The organism is Kribbella sp. NPDC055071 (genome assembly GCF_053608045.1).
Genome location: NZ_JBSGUS010000002.1, coordinates 568,314 through 586,598 on the forward strand (window position 1 = coordinate 568,314; position 18,285 = coordinate 586,598).

At 67.9% G+C, this 18,285-nt stretch carries 21 protein-coding genes; 9 read left to right on the forward strand and 12 right to left on the reverse strand.

What is annotated here, in order from left to right:
- Positions 1 to 25: 25 nt before the first annotated feature.
- The 3 genes from ACWF4Z_RS06030 to ACWF4Z_RS06040 are packed head-to-tail and all read left to right on the forward strand — an operon-like array spanning position 26 to position 2,739.
- The gene (locus ACWF4Z_RS06030; protein ID WP_452241828.1) at positions 26 to 904 is read left to right on the forward strand and encodes a fumarylacetoacetate hydrolase family protein; all 879 of its coding nucleotides are present in this window, start codon (positions 26 to 28) and stop codon (positions 902 to 904) included.
- A complete protein-coding gene (locus ACWF4Z_RS06035; RefSeq protein ID WP_452241829.1) occupies positions 897 to 1,664 on the forward strand; it encodes an NADPH-dependent FMN reductase in 768 nt (255 codons plus the stop codon). Before ACWF4Z_RS06030 ends, ACWF4Z_RS06035 begins: the two co-directional genes overlap by 8 nt.
- Positions 1,549 to 2,739, forward strand: a complete 1,191-nt coding sequence (locus tag ACWF4Z_RS06040; RefSeq protein ID WP_452241942.1) for a hypothetical protein — start codon at positions 1,549 to 1,551, stop codon at positions 2,737 to 2,739. Before ACWF4Z_RS06035 ends, ACWF4Z_RS06040 begins: the two co-directional genes overlap by 116 nt.
- Here ACWF4Z_RS06040 and ACWF4Z_RS06045 read toward each other — a convergent pair.
- From ACWF4Z_RS06045 to ACWF4Z_RS06090, 10 genes are all read right to left on the reverse strand, one after another.
- Positions 2,736 to 3,707, reverse strand: coding sequence for an amidohydrolase family protein (locus ACWF4Z_RS06045; protein ID WP_452241830.1), 972 nt, complete (start codon positions 3,705 to 3,707; stop codon positions 2,736 to 2,738). The two genes, ACWF4Z_RS06040 and ACWF4Z_RS06045, sit on opposite strands and share 4 nt — an antisense overlap.
- 40 nt (positions 3,708 to 3,747) lie before the next feature.
- On the reverse strand, positions 3,748 to 4,647 hold the full coding sequence (locus ACWF4Z_RS06050) for a cyclase family protein (RefSeq protein WP_452241831.1): 900 nt from the start codon (positions 4,645 to 4,647) through the stop codon (positions 3,748 to 3,750).
- A 47-nt stretch (positions 4,648 to 4,694) separates the two neighbouring features.
- Positions 4,695 to 5,363, reverse strand: coding sequence for a GntR family transcriptional regulator (locus ACWF4Z_RS06055; protein ID WP_452241832.1), 669 nt, complete (start codon positions 5,361 to 5,363; stop codon positions 4,695 to 4,697).
- A gap of 102 nt (positions 5,364 to 5,465) precedes the next feature.
- Positions 5,466 to 6,527 (reverse strand): 4-hydroxy-2-oxovalerate aldolase, encoded by a 1,062-nt coding sequence (dmpG, locus tag ACWF4Z_RS06060; RefSeq protein ID WP_452241833.1) that lies wholly within the window; start codon positions 6,525 to 6,527, stop codon positions 5,466 to 5,468.
- Positions 6,521 to 7,402, reverse strand: coding sequence for an acetaldehyde dehydrogenase (acetylating) (locus tag ACWF4Z_RS06065; RefSeq protein ID WP_452241834.1), 882 nt, complete (start codon positions 7,400 to 7,402; stop codon positions 6,521 to 6,523). The genes dmpG and ACWF4Z_RS06065 overlap by 7 nt, the downstream gene beginning before the upstream one ends.
- Positions 7,396 to 8,172, reverse strand: coding sequence for a 2-keto-4-pentenoate hydratase (locus ACWF4Z_RS06070; RefSeq protein ID WP_452241835.1), 777 nt, complete (start codon positions 8,170 to 8,172; stop codon positions 7,396 to 7,398). Before ACWF4Z_RS06070 ends, ACWF4Z_RS06065 begins: the two co-directional genes overlap by 7 nt.
- Before the next feature lie 11 nt (positions 8,173 to 8,183).
- Positions 8,184 to 9,119 carry a DODA-type extradiol aromatic ring-opening family dioxygenase gene (locus ACWF4Z_RS06075; RefSeq protein WP_452241836.1) on the reverse strand — a complete coding sequence of 312 codons (936 nt, stop codon included), beginning with the start codon at positions 9,117 to 9,119 and terminating at the stop codon, positions 8,184 to 8,186.
- Entirely contained in the window at positions 9,116 to 9,997 is an 882-nt protein-coding gene (locus ACWF4Z_RS06080; protein WP_452241837.1) for an alpha/beta fold hydrolase, read from the reverse strand. Before ACWF4Z_RS06080 ends, ACWF4Z_RS06075 begins: the two co-directional genes overlap by 4 nt.
- Positions 9,998 to 10,017: 20 nt before the next feature.
- Positions 10,018 to 10,500 (reverse strand): cupin domain-containing protein, encoded by a 483-nt coding sequence (locus tag ACWF4Z_RS06085; protein WP_452241838.1) that lies wholly within the window; start codon positions 10,498 to 10,500, stop codon positions 10,018 to 10,020.
- Complete coding sequence (locus tag ACWF4Z_RS06090) at positions 10,497 to 11,249, reverse strand: SDR family oxidoreductase (RefSeq protein ID WP_452241943.1); 753 nt, start codon at positions 11,247 to 11,249, stop codon at positions 10,497 to 10,499. The genes ACWF4Z_RS06085 and ACWF4Z_RS06090 overlap by 4 nt, the downstream gene beginning before the upstream one ends.
- Positions 11,250 to 11,263: 14 nt before the next feature.
- Between ACWF4Z_RS06090 and ACWF4Z_RS06095 the strand changes: the two genes are divergently transcribed.
- From ACWF4Z_RS06095 to ACWF4Z_RS06110, 4 genes are all read left to right on the forward strand, one after another.
- Positions 11,264 to 12,037, forward strand: coding sequence for an IclR family transcriptional regulator (locus tag ACWF4Z_RS06095; RefSeq protein ID WP_452241839.1), 774 nt, complete (start codon positions 11,264 to 11,266; stop codon positions 12,035 to 12,037).
- A gap of 87 nt (positions 12,038 to 12,124) precedes the next feature.
- A complete protein-coding gene (locus tag ACWF4Z_RS06100; protein WP_452241840.1) occupies positions 12,125 to 13,678 on the forward strand; it encodes a flavin-containing monooxygenase in 1,554 nt (517 codons plus the stop codon).
- Positions 13,629 to 14,096, forward strand: a complete 468-nt coding sequence (locus ACWF4Z_RS06105; protein WP_452241841.1) for a cupin domain-containing protein — start codon at positions 13,629 to 13,631, stop codon at positions 14,094 to 14,096. Before ACWF4Z_RS06100 ends, ACWF4Z_RS06105 begins: the two co-directional genes overlap by 50 nt.
- A 3-nt stretch (positions 14,097 to 14,099) precedes the next feature.
- Entirely contained in the window at positions 14,100 to 14,477 is a 378-nt protein-coding gene (locus ACWF4Z_RS06110) for a nuclear transport factor 2 family protein (protein WP_452241842.1), read from the forward strand.
- A gap of 7 nt (positions 14,478 to 14,484) precedes the next feature.
- On the opposite strand, the gene ACWF4Z_RS06115 is transcribed toward ACWF4Z_RS06110, so the two are convergent.
- Together ACWF4Z_RS06115 and ACWF4Z_RS06120 are read right to left on the reverse strand one after the other, a co-directional pair.
- Positions 14,485 to 14,727 (reverse strand): hypothetical protein, encoded by a 243-nt coding sequence (locus tag ACWF4Z_RS06115; RefSeq protein WP_452241843.1) that lies wholly within the window; start codon positions 14,725 to 14,727, stop codon positions 14,485 to 14,487.
- A gap of 103 nt (positions 14,728 to 14,830) precedes the next feature.
- Positions 14,831 to 16,003, reverse strand: coding sequence for an MFS transporter (locus tag ACWF4Z_RS06120; RefSeq protein ID WP_452241844.1), 1,173 nt, complete (start codon positions 16,001 to 16,003; stop codon positions 14,831 to 14,833).
- A 68-nt stretch (positions 16,004 to 16,071) separates the two neighbouring features.
- On the opposite strand from ACWF4Z_RS06120, the gene ACWF4Z_RS06125 reads away from it, so the two are divergent.
- Complete coding sequence (locus ACWF4Z_RS06125; protein WP_452241845.1) at positions 16,072 to 16,617, forward strand: CGNR zinc finger domain-containing protein; 546 nt, start codon at positions 16,072 to 16,074, stop codon at positions 16,615 to 16,617.
- Between the two features lie 119 nt (positions 16,618 to 16,736).
- Positions 16,737 to 17,753, forward strand: a complete 1,017-nt coding sequence (locus ACWF4Z_RS06130) for a DNA topoisomerase IB (protein WP_452241846.1) — start codon at positions 16,737 to 16,739, stop codon at positions 17,751 to 17,753.
- The last annotated feature ends 532 nt before the right edge of the window (positions 17,754 to 18,285 follow it).

Genomic DNA, 18,285 nt, shown 5'->3' on the forward strand with positions numbered 1-18,285 from the left:
CCACCTGCCAGACGAAGGAGTGCAGATGCGATTCGCCAATCTGAACGGACGTGCGGTATTGCTCGCCGCAGACGCCACGGCCGAGAACCTGACCGGCTACGACGTCGAAGCCGGCTCTGGCCGGAAGTTCGGTCCTGACCCGGGCGACGTGTTCGATCAGTGGGAGCTCTTCACGGACTGGGCCGGCACCTTCGAGCCCACGCAGCCGCCGACTGTCTACCAACGGGAGCAGCTCGGTCCGCCGTCGCCTACCCCCGGCCAGATCATCGCGATCGGTCTCAACTACCGCGAGCATGTGGCCGAGTCGGGTCTGTCCGCGCCCACCGGACTTCCGCCGGTGTTCACGAAGTTCAGAAGCAGTCTGAGTGGCCCGATCAGCACGGTTGCACTACCTCGCGGAGGTCACACCGACTGGGAGGTCGAGCTTGTCGTCGTGATCGGACGGACGAGTCGAGAGGTGCCCGAGGCTGCCGCCTGGTCACACGTCGCCGGCCTGACTGTCGGCCAGGACCTCTCCGAACGAATCACCCAATTGCAAGGCACGGCGCCTCAGTTCGGTCTTGGGAAGTCGTTCGCGGGATTCACACCCACCGGGCCATGGCTCGTCACCGTCGACGAACTCGAGTCGGCGGGCCATGTACGTGACGATCTCGCCCTCGGCTGCGCCGTGGACGGTGTGGAGCTGCAACGCGCACGGACCAGCGAACTCATCTACTCCGTCCCGCGATTGATCAGCGAGCTGTCCACAATCCTGACTCTGCAGCCCGGTGATCTGATCTTCACCGGTACGCCGGCCGGCGTCGGCCTGGGCCGGCAACCTCAACGCTTCCTGCGCGCGGGTGAGCAGCTGACCAGTTGGGTCGCCGGCATCGGGGAACTCGAGCAGACCTTCGTCGATGCGTGACGAGCCACAGCCCACCGACCACGGAGCCAAGCACATGTCCAAGCCCTTGCTTCTCGTCATCATCGGCAGTGTCCGGCCAGGCAGGATCGGTCCGGCGTACGCGCAGTGGTTCTGCCAGGTTGCGGCCGAGCACGGCGACTTCGAGATCGCCGTGACCGACCTGGCCGAACTCGACCTGCCGTTCCACGACGAGCCGCATCACCCCAAGCTCGGGCGATATCTGCATGATCACACCAAGCTGTGGAGCCGGCAGGTCGCGGCAGCCGACGCGATCGTCTTCGTCACGCCGGAGTACAACTACGGCTACGGCGCGGCGGTCAAGAACGCCATCGACTACCTGCATGCCGAGTGGGCCGACAAGGCGGTCGGCTTCGTCGGGTACGGCGGTATCGGCGCCGGGACCCGCGCCATCCAGCAGCTCAAGCAGGTGGTCACGACGCTGCGGATGGTGCCGATCTTCGAGGCAGTCAATGTCGCGTTCGCGGCGCAGCAGCTTGCCGAGGACGGCTCGGTACGCCCGAGTGTCGAGCGCGACGGTGCCGCGATCGCGATGCTCGACGAGCTCCGCAGGGTCACCGGCATGCTCAGATCCGCCGCGGTACCGAGCCAAGCCCAACAACTGGAAGGGATTGCAGATGAGCACAGTGATGACGAACTCAGGATTGCGCGAGCCGGCGGAGATTCTCGGGGCGGCCCGGGCGATGGTGCCGGAGCTGCGTCAGCGGTTGGCGGCCACGGAATCGTTGCGCCGGCTCCCTGATTCCACCGTTGCTGCCGCCGTGGACGCCGGGCTCTTCGGCCTCCTCGTACCGCGATCGCTCGGCGGTGCGGGTGGCGGCGTCGAGGAGTTCGTCGAGCAGGCTCGCATCCTTGCGCACGGCGATCTGTCCGCGGCCTGGACCCTCACCTTCTTCACCGCACACGCGTGGATGGCCGCGCGCTATCCGCGATCGGCCCGGGCCGAGCTGTTCCGCGACGGCGAGGTCCCGAGAGTGACGTTCGTCGGCCGGCCGCCGGGCACCGCCGTACCGACCGACGGTGGATACCTGGTCAGCGGGTCCTGGGGCTATGCGACCGGGGTCATGAACGCGGGCTGGGTGCAGGTGCCGGCCATCATCGAGGGAGACGAGGAGATCACCCTGTTCCTGGTCGAACGTGATCACGTCGACGTCCAGGACAGTTGGTACATGGCCGGAATGCAGGGGACCGGCAGCCAAACCATCAGCATGGCCGGCCAGTTCGTACCCCGAGCGCGGACCAGGCTCTTCGACAGCTTCAACTACCGACCGAGGCCGGCGGAGGTCGAGCATCCCGAACCCGTGCACTCGGACGCGATCGGCGACCTGTTCGTGTTCATCTTCCCGGCGCTTGCCGTCGGCGGTGCCGAGGCCGTCCTGGATGCCTATCGAGAGCGGCTGGATCGGCACCGGGCCGCCTTCCGGCCGGAGTTGTCCGGTGACACCGAGGCAGGCCAGCTGAGGTACGCCCGGGCGCTGTCCGCGCTGCGGGTCGCCCGAACGATGCTGCGGCAGGCCGTTCAGGACTCGGTGGCGGTCAACGCCGCGAGACCGGACAGCAAGTCCGCCGAGACACGCGCTCTGCTCAAACTGGACTGCCTCAGTGTCTGCCGGGCCGCCTGGGAGGCCGTGGAGCTCGTCCGCCGGGGATCCGGCAGTGCGATCTTCCGCTCCGACGATCCGACCCAGCACTACCTCCGAGACCTGCAGACGCTCTTGAGCCACGTGACGATCGACGAGGACGGCATGCAGGCCAAGGCGGGCCAGATTCTGCTCGGCCGGGCCACAGATCCCGACCCGGCCAAATTCTTCGTCTAACCTGCCGTCGACGGGTGGGTGGCCAGCCGGGGGAAGAGTTGCTCGGCATTGCCGCGATCGATCGCGTTCCGCTGGTCGTCCGTCAGCGCGAACGCGTCCCACCGCGCGGTGAATGCCGCTGACTGGTGACGGCGGAACTCGTACGGCCAGTCGGATCCGAACGTGAGGCGACGCGGGTCGGCGAAGGCCAGCAGCGAGTGCGGTGCGTAGGGTCCGCCGACGAGGGCGGTGTCGAAATAGAAGCGTCGTAGCTGGGCGATGACGGCGTCCTCGTCGGCCTCCGCGGAGATCATCGCGGCGATGCGGGTGGCGGCGTACGGGACGTAGCCGCCACCGTGAGAAAGCAGGAAGCGGATCCGGGGGAACCGGTCGAGACAGTCGTTGCGCACCAGCGTGGCGGCGGCCCGGCTCGTGTCGGCGAGGAAGTCGACGACAGCGGGGGACAGGCCCGGCGCAGGTGGGCCGGCGAGGGCGGTCGGATGCACGAATACCACGGTTTCCCGCTCGTCGAGCAGCTCGAGGAGCGGATCCCATTGCGGTGCGCCCAGGTAGACGCCCTCGGCATTCGCCAGCAGGATCACGCCATCGGCGCCGAGCTCGTCCAGGGCGTGGCGGGCCTCGCACAGCGATCCTTCGAGGTCGGGCAAGACGAGTGATGCGAAGAACCCGAAGCGTTTCGGACAGGCTCGGACCACCTCGGCGCAGTACTCGTTGACCCTGCGAGCGAGCGTCCCTGCGGTGGTGTCCTGTCCGAGGTGCACTCCGGGGCTGGAGATCGAGAGGATCCCGGTCTCGACTCCCAGGCGGTCGAACGCCTCGAGCGCGGCCTCCGAGCTCCATTCCACCAGCGCGCCGGCATATCCCGGGGTCGATCGCAGCACATCGAGGTAGAAAGGCGGTACCACGTGGGTGTGGGTGTCGATCCGCCGTACTCCGGTGCGCGGCTCGGGCCGGTGCATGCTGGTCATCGGTACTCCGTCCGGGGCAGGGATGTCGGCACGTGCGGCCTCAGAACACGGCGAGCGGATTGACCGGTACGCCGGTGCACCCGCGAACTGGCATCGGCGCCACCACGAACAGGAATTCCCACCGCTGGAGCTCACTGCACGTCGCGGCCAGCGCCGAGACCGCCGCGCCATCGATCAACGGGAGACCGAGGCGGGCCAAAGCGACCTCGTGCAGCGGGAGCGTCCCGCCCGGCCGCGGCGGCCGGTCGCCGATGTCGCCTGCCAGCAGAGCGACGTCGTGTTCGCCCAGCCAGCGAACCGCGTCCAGACCGAACCACGGCACCGACTCCTCGGCGTTGCCGGACACGGTCCAGCCGGCCCGGACGACGACGGCGTCGCCGGACTCCACCTGAACGCCGGCGCGCTGCGCGGCCTCGTCCAGATCCGCGGCTGTCACGGAGTGGTCAGGTGCCAGCCTGCTGTCCGGGGCCAGGTCGAGGAATACCCCTCGCGTCGTGATTCCGTCGGCGAACGCCGTTGTCGAGCCGTGCCGGATCGTGCCGCCGGCCGCTGCCTGACTGATCGGCACGCCCGGGTAGACCAGTCCGTCGACGCTGATGTGGGCGAGCGCGTCGATGTGGGTGATCCCGAGGTGATGACTGTTGACGATGAGAACGTCGGTCAGCGCCGGCGACGGACCGGTGTAGTTCATGATCTGCACGATCGGGCTCGGCATCGGATACATGCCTTGTGCGGCGGGTCCGCCTCCTGCCAGCGGGACCGTACTGATCGGCCGAGCCAGGGAGACCGTCCGTCCGATCCGGGCCAGGTCGACCCCGCGCCGCCTGGCCTCAGCGGTGACGAGATTGAGGGTGCCGCGCTCATCGTCGAGGCCCCACCTTCCCCAGTTGCCGGGCAGGGCAACCGGGGGTGGGGCTGACGGTGTCGCCGGTTCGGTCATGGTTGATCTCCGTCGGACGCGGCTGGACGAGTTGGATCCCGCCGGATCTACTCGATGATGGACGCGAGAGCTACCTGCCGGCTGTAGTCGAGGTGATCCAGAACGGCGCGTTCCGCGGTGTCGGCGTCGCCACTGCGGAACGCCGAGACCAGGCCGTCGTGTGCCCGCACGAGCCGCTCATGTGCGTCGGCGTCGGACTCCAGCCGGTCGAATCCGGCCCGGAAGTAACGCTCGGCCGCCCGCCAGAGTGAGCTGATCAGGCGCGCATCCCATGGGGTCGCAGCCGGGGCGAACAGCCCCACGTAGAAGTCGTGGCGCGCGTCGATGGCTTCAGGGCTGCGCCAGTCGTCGCCGAACGGTTCGGAAAAGGCATCGAGACGGTCGAGCTCGGAAGCAGTGATCGCGACAGCGGACCGCCGTGCCAGCTCGGGCTCGAGGATCCGCCGCAGCCGGTAGATCGCGTCCAGGTCGGACCGGTCCAGTGGGGCTACCGTCGCGCTCTTCCCGGGCCGCGTGACGACGAGCCCCTCGATCTCCAGATCCCGCAGCGCCTCGCGGACCGGGATGAAACTGACGTTCAGCTGACCGGCGAGATCGCGCAGGGAGAAGCTCTCTCCCGGTGGCAACGCTCCGGACAGGATCGAGCGTCGGAGCTCGGCGATGACCTGCGTGGTCACCGAACGGTTCTCGACCGGCCGGACAGCGGGCGACGGCACCGCAACCGCCTCATTTCCTGGAGAGAGCAACTCGACAAGATCAACTATAACGGCAGATGACATCAGTTATATCAGTCGCTGGCGAGAATTCATCCGCGTTATTCACCTCCCAGGTCCTGACGCCGACGCTTGCAGATTGAGGGCGATGTCGATGAGTTGGTCTTCCTGGCCGCCGATCAGGTGTCGGCGGCCTGCTTCGGCGAGGAGTTGGGGGCCGGAGACGCCGTAGCGTTCGGCGGCGGTACGGGCGTGTTTCAGGAAGCTGGAGTAGACACCGGCGTAGCCCATCATCATCGTCATCCGGTCCAGCCGGCATTCTTCGCCCATGACCGGGCGGACGACGTCTTCGGACGCGTCGATGATCTTGAGGAAGTCGACGCCGGTCTTCCAGCCGAGCTTGTCGCTGACGCCGACGAAGGCGTCGAGCGGGGTGTTGCCCGCGCCGGCGCCGAAGCGGCGTACCGAGCCGTCGATCTGGGTCGCGCCGGCGCGAACCGCGAGCACGGTGTTGGCGCAGCCGAGGTCGAGGTTCTCGTGGCCGTGGAAGCCGACGGTCGCCTGGTCGCCGATCTCCGCGACGATCGCGGCGACCCGGTCCGACACACCTTCCAGGATCAGCGCGCCGGCCGAGTCGACGACGTACACGCACTGGCAGCCGGCGTCGACCATGATGCGGGCCTGGGTAGCGAGCACGTCCGGTGTCTGGGTATGGCTCATCATCAGGAAGCCGACGGTTTCGAGTCCGAGTTCGCGGGCCAGGCCGAAGTGTTGTACGGCGACATCGGCCTCGGTGCAGTGGGTGGCGATCCGGCAGATCGAGCCGCCGTTGTCCCGGGCCTGCCGGATGTCGTCCTTCGTACCGACTCCAGGCAACAGCAGGAACGCGATCTTGGCGTGGCGGGCCGTGTCCGCGGCGAGCTTGATGAGGTCCTGCTCGGGCGTCAGGCTGAAGCCGTAGTTGAACGACGACCCGCCCAGCCCGTCACCATGGCTCACCTCGATCACCGGTACGCCGGCGTCGTCGAGTGCGCCGACGATCGCCCGTACGTCGTCGGCCGTGAACTGGTGCCGCTTGTGGTGGGAGCCGTCGCGCAAGCAGGTGTCGGTCAGACGAAGGTCGAGATCACCCGCAGGGTCGGTTTGTCGCCAAGTACGGTTCAGCATCCGAGGACCATCCCTTCGCCGGCTCTGGTGGCAGCGGCAGTCATGATGTCGAGATTTCCCGAGTACGGCGGCAGGTAGTCGCCTGCTCCCTCGACCTCCACGAAGATGCTGACCTTGGTGGCGCCGCGGGTGAGTGGTGACGGGTCGTCGAACTGCGGTTCCTGCAGCAGCCGATAGCCAGGGACGTACTTCTGCACAGCGGTCTCCATCTCGCCAACCGAAGCCGTGATCGCCTCGCGGTCCGCGTCCGGCGGGACGGCGCAGAAGATCGTGTCCCGCATGATCAGCGGTGGATCGGCGGGGTTGAGGATGATGATCGCCTTGCCACGTTCGGCACCCCCGATCGTCTCGACCGCCCGGGCCGTGGTCCGGGTGAACTCGTCGATGTTCTGTCGGGTACCGGGGCCTGCGCTCAGTGAGGCGACCGAGGCAACGATCTCGGCGTACGAGACCGACGCGACCCGGGCCACCGCGGCCACCATCGGGATCGTGGCCTGTCCGCCGCAGGTGACCATGTTGAGGTTCGCGGCGGTGGCATGAGCGTCGCCGTTGACCGCCGGGATGCACGCGGGGCCGACCGCGGCCGGCGTGAGGTCAACTGCCCTGATGCCGGCCTCGGCATAGCGAGGTGCGTAGCGCCGGTGAACGTACGCGCTCGTCGCCTCGAAGACGACATCGGGCAGTTCGTCCTGGCCCAGCAGCCACTCGACACCTTCAGGACTGGCCTCGAGGCCGTGGTGCCGGGCGCGGGCGAGTCCTGGGCTGGCCGGATCGACGCCGATCATCCAGCGCGGTTCGATCGCCTCGCTGCGGAGCAGTTTGTACATGAGGTCGGTGCCGATGTTGCCCGGGCCGACGATCGCGGCGGTCAGCATGAGAAGTCCATCGACACGGTGCCGAGTCCGTCGAAGACAGCCTCGAAGGAATCCCCACCTCGTACGTCGACCGCGCGATGCACCGCACCCGGCAGGAACACCTGGCCGGCCTCGAGCGTGACTCCGAAGGAAGCAACCTTGTTGGCCAGCCAGGCGACGGCTGTCGCCGGATTCCCGAGCACCGCATCGGAGCGGCCTGCAGCCACCTCGTCGCCGTTGCGGAACAGTCGGGCCTCGATCCCGCGGAGGTCGAGCTCATCGGGTTTCGCGCGATCCCGGCCGAGGACGTAGCCCGCCGAGGAGGCGTTGTCCGCAACGGTGTCCACGATCGTGATGTCCCAACCAGCGATCCGGCTGTCGATCAGCTCGAGAGCCGGTACGACGTAGTCCGTGGCCGCGAGCACGTCCTCCTCGGTGCACGAACCACCCGGCAACGCGCTACCGAGCACGAAGGCGACCTCGGCTTCGATCCGTGGAGCGCAATAGCGGGCGGCAGAGACGGGGCGATCGGAGGACAGCTCCATGTCCGCGAGCAGATGACCGTAGTCGGGCTCGTCGACGCCGAGCAGCTGCTGCATGGCCTTCGAGGAGAGTCCGACCTTGTGGCCACGGACCACTCCGCCGCACGCCAGCCTGCTGCGGACGGTGCGCAATTGGATCTGGTAGGCATCGACAACGGTCAGGTCCGGCCAGGTCTCGCGCAGCGGCGGGATCGGCCGGCTGTCGCGCTCTGCTTGGCCGAGAGCGTCGACAACGGTGGCAAGGTTCATCGTTTCTGTCCTCACGCGATCTCGAAGGTTGTGCCGATGCCCATGCCGGTGATCCACTCCGGGACGGCCTCGTAGCTGGTCCAGGTCACCGGCAGACCGACGGCCGCATGGCCGACGAGCCAGCAGCGGATCTCGTGACCGCCGCTGCCGGCGTTCTCCTCGAGCTGGTCGTGGCCGAGGGCAACGACCGGTTCGAGGTCCGGGTTCCGCAAGGCCTCGAGGAACCAGGTGTCCCAGTCGCGGTTCACCCGGGCGGCCGGGTTGCCGCCCATCGCGCGAACCCGCGGCTCACGTTCGGCCGAGAACGCGGCGGCGTCCAGCCGGCCGTGGATCAGCGCGGACCGTTTGGGGTCGGGGATGGACGGATCGCGCGGATCGTTCGAGGGCAGCCAGTGCGACAGCCCGCCGCTGGCGACGACCAGGACGCGGCCGTCGTACGTCGATGCCCGCAGCACCTGGCCGAGTGTGTGGCCGAGGTCGCGACAGCGGCCCAACGAGGGCAGGGGAGGGGCCGCGGTGTTGAGCACGATCGGCACCATCGGGATGTTCGCGCCGCCGGTCACCATCTCGTAGCCCTGCACGATGCCGTGATCGACGGTGAGCGAGTACGACAACGCGGGGTCGAAGCCGGAGTCGCCGAGACCTGAGTAGACCTCCCAGGCCAGTGTGGATTCGACCGGCAGCGGCCCGGTGCTGCTGCCGAAGTCGCCGAACCCGAGCGCGGTCTCGACGCCCACGACGAACGGCGGCATCACGTCGTAGAAGTTCGCGTGGAAGTGATCCGGCCCGATCACCACAACGGCATCCGGGGCCAACTCGGCAACGGCCTTGGCGACCAGTTCGGCGTCGGACAGGAACTGTGCACCCGGTTCGCCGGCGCCCGGTGGGGCGAGCAGGGTCGCGAACGGCGAGTGCGAGATCCCCACAAAACCGACCAGTTCGCTCATCGGACCGCACCGTTCGTCGATGGCGCCACCGAGCGAAGGAACTCGACATGCGCGGCGAGGAACTCAGCGGGCTGCTCCCATTGCGGCCAGTGGCCGGCGTCGTCGATGACGTGCAACCGCGACCGCGGGATCCAACTCTGGAGCAGTTCAGCCTCGTCGAGTCCACCGGTGGGATCGTGGCTGGTCCAGAGCAGAAGAGTCGGGGCGGCAATGCGGCTGACCCACGACGAGTCCCACGCGTAGTCACGGCGTACGGCGGGATCCTGCAGGACCAACGTGTTCTCGATGGCTCGCAGGTAGCCGGGTCGGGTGTAGACGGCCTGGCGGAGTCGGACCAGTTCGTCCGTCACCTGGCTCTTGTCGTGGAAGAGCCATTCGACGCGTCGCCGGACGGTCTCGTCGCTGGGGTCGGTGACGGCGGCCATTGTGCTGGCCTTGAGCCGCTCCATCACCTCCGGCTTGTTCGCGATGTTGCCAGGAGTATTGAGGATCAGCCCGTCGACACGGTCGGGATGGTGGGAGGCAGTCCAGGCCGCGACCCAGCCGCCGAGCGACTCGCCGGACAGGTGTGCGCGGTCGATCCCGAGTACGTCGAGGAGACCAACAAGATGCTCGGCGAGGACGTCGATGGTGTACGGCTGGTCCGGCAGGTCGCTCCAGCCGTGGCCGACCATGTCGTACGCCGTCACCGTGAAGTGTGCCGCCAGCGGTGCGAGGTTGCGGGCGTAGGCCTCCAGGTGGCCGCCCGTGCCATGGAGCAGCACCAGGTGTGGCCCGCTCCCGGCCTGGACTATCCGCGTCCTGACACCGGCGACGTCGACGTACCGGAGTTCGTGCGGGGTGTTGCTGATCTCTGCCCAGATACTGGTGTGCGCCACCGTCTGCTCCTTCTGATTTGTCAGTCGGGGAAGGCCGCGCGGGCCTCCGCGACACTTGCCAGGCCGGCGCTCTGGCGGCGGGTGAGCCCGAGTGCGGCGACCAGCCGTGAGCCTTCGATCGTGAGGAAGACGACCGGCTCGGCCGGGGCGTCGTTGTAGTGCCGGTGCCAGGTCCACGGCGGCGTGTAGATGCACGCGCCGGTGGCCCACTCGACGGTGTCGTCCTCCACCTCGCTGTGGCCGCGCCCACTGATGACGTAGTGGACCGTCTCGTGGTGGTGACGTTGCATGTCGGAGCTGAGCCCGGCCGGAATCACCTGGTGGAAGATCTCGAACCCGAACGTCGGCAGGCGACCGGCGATCGCCAGCTCCGACGGGTTGTGTACGGCGGCCGCCGGCAGCGGCTCGAGTTCGTCCGCCCGGACCACCAGCGGCCGCGCCTCGCCCGGCACCACCCGGTCGGTGAGGCCGGCCAGGAAGTCGGTGAGCTGAAAGGTGTTCATGGGGTCTCCGTTCGTCCGCCGTCGACGGTCACGACTGTGCCGTTCACGAAGGATGCCCGGTCCGAGGCCAGGAAGCCGATGACGTCGCCGATCTCGGTCGGCCGCGCCGGGCGGCCCGCCGGGATGGCCGCGTTGTCGCTCCGGCCGTCGGCGTCGCCGCGGGCTGCGAGGACCTGGCGACGTCGGGCGGTATCGGTGGCGCCCGGTGCGACGCAGTTGACGGTCACGCCGCGGTCGGCGTACTCGTGGGACAGCAACTTGGCGGCGCTGGTCGTCGCGGCTCGCAGGACCGTGGAGAGCGCGAGCTCGGGCTGGGGCTGACGGACCGCGTTCGAGGTGACCACGATGATCCGGCCGAAGCCGCGCTCGGCCATGGCCGGCAGCGCGGAGCGGGCCAGCCGGAGTGGCCCGAGCAAGAGCAGCTCCAACGCCGCATGCCATTGGGCGTCGCCGATTTCCAGGATCCGGCCGGGCGGGGGACCGCCGGCGTTGATGACCAGTACGTCGTACTGCGTGGGGTTCAGCTCCGCCGCCGGGTCCGCAAGGTCGGCGACGATCGCCTCGGCCGACAGCTCCTTGGCCGCCAACTCGAGGGCCTCGGCGGCGCGCCCGGTGATCGTGACCCGGTGGCCGTCGGCGACGAGTGCCTCGGCGGCGGCGCGGCCGATGCCGGCGGCTCCACCGCCGACGAGCGCGGTTCTGGCGTTGATGGCGACCTCCCGGCTGCGGTTGTAACGTGTGTCGCCCAGCGTGAGGGGAAGTCATGACGCCACCAACGATCAGTCCCGCTGAGCGGGACTCGGGTGCAGGCGGACTCGATCGCGCCGCAGCGATCCTGGACGCCTTCGACGCCACCCACCGCGAGTTGACCCTGGCGGAGCTGGTCCGTCGCAGCGCCCTGCCGCGGTCCACTGTGCACCGGACGGCAAGCACGATGATCCGGCTCGGCTGGCTCGACAAACCCGGCGAGCGGTACCGGATCGGGAACAAGCTGTTCGAGGTCTCCGGACTCGCCCCGGTCCGGCACGAGTTGCGCGAGGCGGTCCTCCCGTTCCTGCAGGACCTGTACGCCGCGACCCGCACGACGGTGCAACTCGGTGTCCTCGACGGAGTGAACGTCCTGGTCGTCGACAAGATCACCGGACACCGGCGGATGCCGATGCTGTCGCAGGTCGGCGGCCGGATTCCCGCGCACTGTTCGGCGCTTGGCCGGGCGATTCTCGCGTTCTCCCCGGCCGCGACCGTGGACGCCGTACTGGCTGCGGGTCTCGAGCCGCGCACGCCGCGGACGACGACATCGCCGGATGCGCTGCGCCGTCAGCTGGCCTCGATCCCGGATCGGGGCTGGGCCGCTGAGCGCGAAGAGGGCAACGTCGGTGTGGCTTGTGTCGCCGCGCCCATCTTCGGCCCGCTCAACGTGATCGTGGCGGCCGTATCGGTGACCGGTCCGATGGCTGGAGTTCGGGAGGACCGGATGGCTCCGGCGGTCTGTCTGGCCGCCTCCGCTGCTTCGCGTGCGTACTCGCAGCGTCGCTGACCGGGGCTGAGTCCCGCTCAGTGGGACCAGCTGTTGTCGGGTGCCCGGCCGGACCGCAGGCTGTGAGCCAAGACACAGGGAGGTCCGATGAAGATCGCGATCATCGGGGCCGGCGTGGCCGGCCTGACAACGGCGAAGGTGCTCGGCCAGGGCGGCCACGAGGTCGAGATCTTCGACCGGGCGCCCGATGTCGGTGGTGTCTGGAGCCGCACGCGCCGCTACCCCGGGCTGACGACGCAGAGTCCGGCGGCGCAGTACTCGTTCTCGGATTTCCCGATGCCCAAGGGGTTCCCCGAGTGGCCGACCGGCGCGCAGGTGCAGGAGTACCTCGCGTCGTACGCGACTGCGTCGGGATTGGACCCGCTGCTGCGGCTGTCGACCACAGTGACCAGCGTGGTTCCGGCGTACGACGGATGGATGGTCGGCACCGACTCCGGCTCGGCCCGCTACGACCGGGTCGTCGTCGCCAACGGCGTCTTCTGTGAACCGGCGGTGCCGGACTTCGACGGCCGGGCCGAGTACGCCGAAGCGGGCGGAAAGGTGCTGGCGGCAACGGAATTCCATGACGCCGAAGAAGCTCGTGGCAAGCACGTGCTGGTGGTCGGCTACGGCAAGTCCGCCTGCGACGTGACCGTCCCCATCAGCGCCGTCGCGGCCAGGACCGATGTGATCGCTCGGCAGCTGCTGTGGAAGGTCCCGCGCAAGGTCGGCGGCGTACTCAACTTCAAGATGCTGCTGCTGACCAGGCTGGGCGAGGCGCTCTTCCGGTATCTGCGGCTGCGCGGCATGGAGAAGTTCCTGCACGGGCCGGGCAACGGGATGCGCCGTTCGATGCTGAATTCCATCGGCTCGGTGTCTGTCCGGCAGTTCAAGCTCGCGCAGGCCGGTCTGGTCCCGCCGGGGCAGATGGAGGACATCGTCAAAGGCGCGATCGGGCTGGCGACCGAGGGGTTCTTCGAGGGCGTGGCGGCCGGCAGCATCGTCGTACACCGGGACATGACGATCCGGCGGCTGCTCGTGGTCGACGGGCAGCCGAGCGCGGAGTTGGCCGATGGCAGTGTGCTGCCGGCCGACCTGATCGTGTGTGCCACTGGGTTCGTCCAAGGAGTGCCGTTCCTCGGTGCGGAGCTGCAGCAGTCGCTGTTCGATGCTCGCGGCAACTTCATGCTCTACCGGCAGATCCAGCCGATCGACGTACCGGGCTTGTATTTCAACGGCTACAACTCATCGTTCTTCTCGCCGCTGAACGCGGAGATGGCCGCGCTGTGGATCGCCGCGGATCTGGCCGGTGCCCTGGAGTTGCCGCCGGTGGAGCAGCGCAGACAGGCGGTGGTGGACCAACTCGCGTTCATGGATGACGCCACCGCGACACACCATTGCCGGGGAACCAAGATCATCCCGTTCTCGCTGAAGAACGTCGACGAAGTGCTCGGCGATCTCGGCCTGCAGATTTCCAAGGCGACCAGAGCCTCCCACTGGCTCAACCCCGTCTCGCCGGCGGCGTACGGCAAGCTCACGCCACGGCTGCTCCAGCGCCTCGCCACAACTCACCCAGTTCATTCGACTGAACCCGCCGTACCGGAGGACGACCATGACCGAGACCCAAGCACCCAGCCAGCACCGAGTGATGCATCCCGATGACGGTGTCAACGTCGGAGCGATCGGCCTGGGCATCCATGTCCGGCTGACCGGCGAGGACACCAAGGGCGCGTACTCGCTGTTCGAGTACGTCGTACCGCCGGGGCTGGGTGGACCGCCGACCCATATCCACACCCGCGAGGACGAGCTGTTCATCTGTACGGCGGGCAAGGTCCGGGTCGAGCTGGACGGCCAGGAACACATTGTCGAGGCCGGTGCGTCGCTGCTGATGCCGCGTGGGGTGCCGCACATGTTCCACAACCCGTTCGACCTGGAGACCCGAATCGTCGCGGTGGTATCGCCCGGTGGGCTGGAGAACTACTACCGGGCGCTGAGCGAGCTGCCGCCAGGGCCGCGGGACATGGCCCGGATCGGCGCGATCATGACCGAGTTCGGCCTGCAACTGCAGAAGAAGGGCTGACGCGTGCCGTCTGCACGGGAAGAGATGGTGCGGACGATGTGCGCCCAGGTCGACGCGGGCGATGCCGCCGGCTTCGCCCGCTGGTTCGCGGCCGGCGCGACGTACACGTTCGCCAACGAGCCGACGCTGGTCGGCCGGCAAGCGATCGAGGCCGCAACCGCCGGTGCCGCCGGAGCCCTGCCCGGGCTCCGGCACTCGATCGACCAGGTCGCCGAACTCGGCGACCAACTCTTCTGCCGCTTCACCATCCACACAGAAACCCCCACCGGCACCCCAGTTGCCCTTCCCTGCGTCACCGTCATCGAACTACACGACAACGAAATCACCGACTACCGAGTCCACGTCGACCTCACCCCGGCACTCGTCGGGCGTCCCGCGTAGCTCCCTGTCAATGCGCTGGACCGGGACTTGAGGTCCGACTCAGGCAGTCGCCGCCGAGCTGGTGCAACGTCGTGTAATGGGTTGTCAGCAGATCGTCTTGCTCGATGGTGAATTCGACCGAGTAGGTCGTCGTACCCTCGTCGTCAGTCAGTCGCTCGATCACAATCCCGGGCGTACCCGTCGCGACCCGGCCTTTCACCAATCCGCCCAAGTCGACAGCGGCGGTCACAGCCTCAGCGATCTCGAACATCCTGAAGCCCCCTTCCTCACTGAACAAACAAGCCCGGAGGCTCCAACCCCTCCGGTACCCAGCCCCGCACCAACGACGCGCGAGAGTGGCGGTGAGCGGCTGGTCAGGCGTGGGCCAGCTGCTTTTTGGGGTAGCTGGAGATGTAGCCGAGAGCGGAGGCGCCGACCAGGCTGCCGGCGATCACCAGGAGCGCGGTGTGTGTGCCGACCGCGGGGACCAGCACGCCACCTGCTGCCTGGCCGAGCGCGGCCACTCCGACCCGGAGGCTGGCGGCCGTCGTGCTGACCCGCCCTTGAAGTTCCAATGAGCTGTACTGCTGGCGAGCGGCGAACATCGCCGGGATCATCGGCCCCTCCAGGAGGCCGGTCGCCGCTGCCAGAACCACGAGGACGGCGAAGTTGGTGACCGCCGGCCAAGCCGTGAAAGCCAATCCGTAGGCGGCAACCGCGAACATCACCACATGCTCCGGACGCCACCGGGTCGAGAGGCGGCCCAGAAGCAGGGCCGTGGTGACGCTACCCAACTCCAGGGCAGTCCAGAGGTAGCCGGCCGCCGAGCGGGGCATGCCGAGCGATGCCATATGGAGCGGCAGGGTGATCAGCAGCATCCCGATAACGCCCATCAGGAGCGTCGACGTCACTGTTGACGCCCGCAGTCTCGGATGCCGGGCCAGGTGAACCAAGCCACCAACCACCGAGCTGAGGAAAGGATCGTGGCCGCCTCCGGCCGCCGGGAGCACGGGGAGTCTGCCGATGGCAAGAATGCTCGAGGTTGCGATGACGACAATGACCACCACCGTCGTCTCGACCGAGGCCACTGCGGCGATAGTGGCCGCAGCGGCAGGCCCGGTGATCGTGGCGGTACCGAAACTGGCGGCTTCGAGCGAATTGGCGCGCGGCAACTGCTCTTGCCGAACCAGGCTCGGCAGCATGCTGGTGAATCCTCCGCTCACCAGCGGCAACGTCGTACCGGCGATTGCAGCGAGGCCGGGCGCCATCCAAGCAGCGCCGTGGCCGACCACGGCCAGCATGGAGACCATGACACAGCCCAGCACGGCCTGGTTCAGAGCCAGCGCAGTGCGCCGGTACGCCGTTCTGTCGAGCCATGCGCCGAGCAGTGGGCCGGTGACGATGGCGGGTAGTGCGTAGGCGGCGCCCGTGAGCCCAGCAAGAGCGGGACTGTCGGTCCGCTCCAGCACGAGGAGGACCAGCGTGAAGGCGACCATCTCGTCCCCGACCCGGGCGAGTGTCGCGGCGGTCAGATAGCGAGTCAGCATGGAACCTCCTGGGTAACGCATTTATTGCCGTTACGCGTTACCGTAACAAATGCGTTACGCTACGTCGAGTGGAGACAGTGCTGGCGCCGGAGCGGATGGTCCGGATCGCTGTGGACCTGGTGAACACCAAGTCCCGCAATCCGGAGCGGCTGACCTCACCCGAGGCATTGGCGGAGTTCCTGCTCGAGCACGGTGAGCCGACGGCGACCGTCGACGAGCATGACCTGACGCAGGTGAAGGCGATCCGCGAGCGGATCCGCCCGGTCTTCCACGCCGGGGCGGCCGAGGCGGCAGGCATCCTCAACGAGCTCCTGACGGAGTACGCCGTACGCCCGTATCTGTCGGATCACGACGGGTCGCCGTGGCACGTCCACGTGGCCAGACCCGAGGCGTCCTGGGCCGAGTGGCTCGCGGCCGGGGCGGCGCTCGGGCTCGCGGGATTCGCCGCCGGGCACGGGTTTGAGGCGATTGATGCGTGCGCCGCAGCCGACTGCGATCGCGTCTTCGTCAATGCGGCCCAGCGTCGCGTCCGCCGGTTCTGTACTCCGACCTGCTCCAGCCGCACCCGCGTCGCGTCCTACCGGGCCCGCCAATCGGGCGGATCCAGCACCTAGCCGGTGGCCGGTTTCGCGTGGCTGCTTGCGGGTACCAGGCAGTCCCCCTGTTCGGCAGTGAGCGGGTCGCGACGTTCTGCCTGACGAGGGAGAACTATGAAGGGAACGGCGAGCTGCCGATGAGGTTGAAGCGCAGCGATCCTGACGGGCCCGGCCTTGGTCGGCGTGGGCACGGTAAGGGGTTCAGTTACTTGGATGCCGATGGCAACGTGATCACGGACGCCGCAACTCTGGACAGGATCCGGGCTCTGGTGATTCCGCCCGCTTGGAAGGACGTGTGGATCAGTCCGCAGGCGAACGGTCACATTCAAGCGGTCGGGACCGACGAGGCAGGGCGCCGGCAGTACCTGTACCACGTGGAGTGGCGCAGTACGAAGGATGCCGACAAGCACGACCGGGTCAAGCGGCTCGCCAATCGGCTGCCGGCCTTCCGTACGGCCGTCGAGCGTGATCTGTGCACCAAAGGTCTGACCCGCGAACGAGTCCTGGCCACTGCGCTCAGGATGCTCGACCACGGTGTGTTCCGGGTCGGCAACGACCGGTACGCCGCAGAGTCGGGCAGTCGGGGAGCCGCAACGCTGCTGCGAACCGACGTGGTCGTGCGCAAAGGTCTGCTCGTGTTCGACTACGTGGCCAAGGGCGGTACCCGGCGGACCTTTGAACTGGACGACGACAAGCTCGTGGTCGCGGTGTCCGCCCTCAAGCGCAGTCGGCACGACAACCCGCGGCTGCTTGTCTATCGCGACAAGGACGGTTGGCACGAACTCAACGCGGGTCTGATCAACGAACGCTTCCAAGAGATCGTCGGAGACCAGTACACGGTGAAGGATCTGCGGACGTGGACCGCCACCGTGCATGCCGCGGCCGATCTCGCCGAGGCCGATCCGCCGGATACGAAGAAGGCGGCGAAGAAGGCTGTCAAGGAGATGCTGACCGAGGTCTCCGACCACCTGGGCAACACGCCTGTCGTCGCGCGCAGTTCGTACGTCGACCCACGAGTGATCTCCCAGTACGAGGAGGGCCGGACGATCGCCCGTGCGATCAAGCAGACCGGCTCCGACGACCTCGACACCCAGGCAGTCCGTGAAAAGCTCGAGCCATCAGTTGCCCGCCTCCTCAAGGACAACGACTCCTGACGCCGCCACGGTTCTGAACTGTGACGCGGTCGATGACCTTCTGGCGGCCGGTGCGGCATCGCACGGTGGTCAGACCTGGGTCCTTGGGTGGCTGTCCGTGGAGATTCGGTTGGCCGGTAACCATTCGGTGGCTTCGGACGAGTCTCCGTAGTGATACTGCACAAGGCCGTGCCAGCCGAGCGGCAGATTCTCACGCCCTATCAGCCAGCCCGGCCGCCAGGTGCCGTACGCCCACACCTGGACGTGCGCGGGAAGCTGCAGGTGATCCAGCCGGCACGGTTCATCAGGCCCGGCAGGAAGAGCACTGTTCAATGCCATGAAGATCTCGAATCGTAAGGGCTGGAGCCGGCCGAGGACGCAGCCGGATGGGGTCACCTGAGAGACGGCGGGACGGCGGTCCAGGGACCGGGACATTCAGGTCTGGCGACAACGCCTACCGGTACCCGGGAACCGCGCCGCCAACCTGCCGACGAATGGCGTCCGGCTACAGCACAGCGGGTCGGACATCGTGCGGCTCCAGCGGATGCGGAAT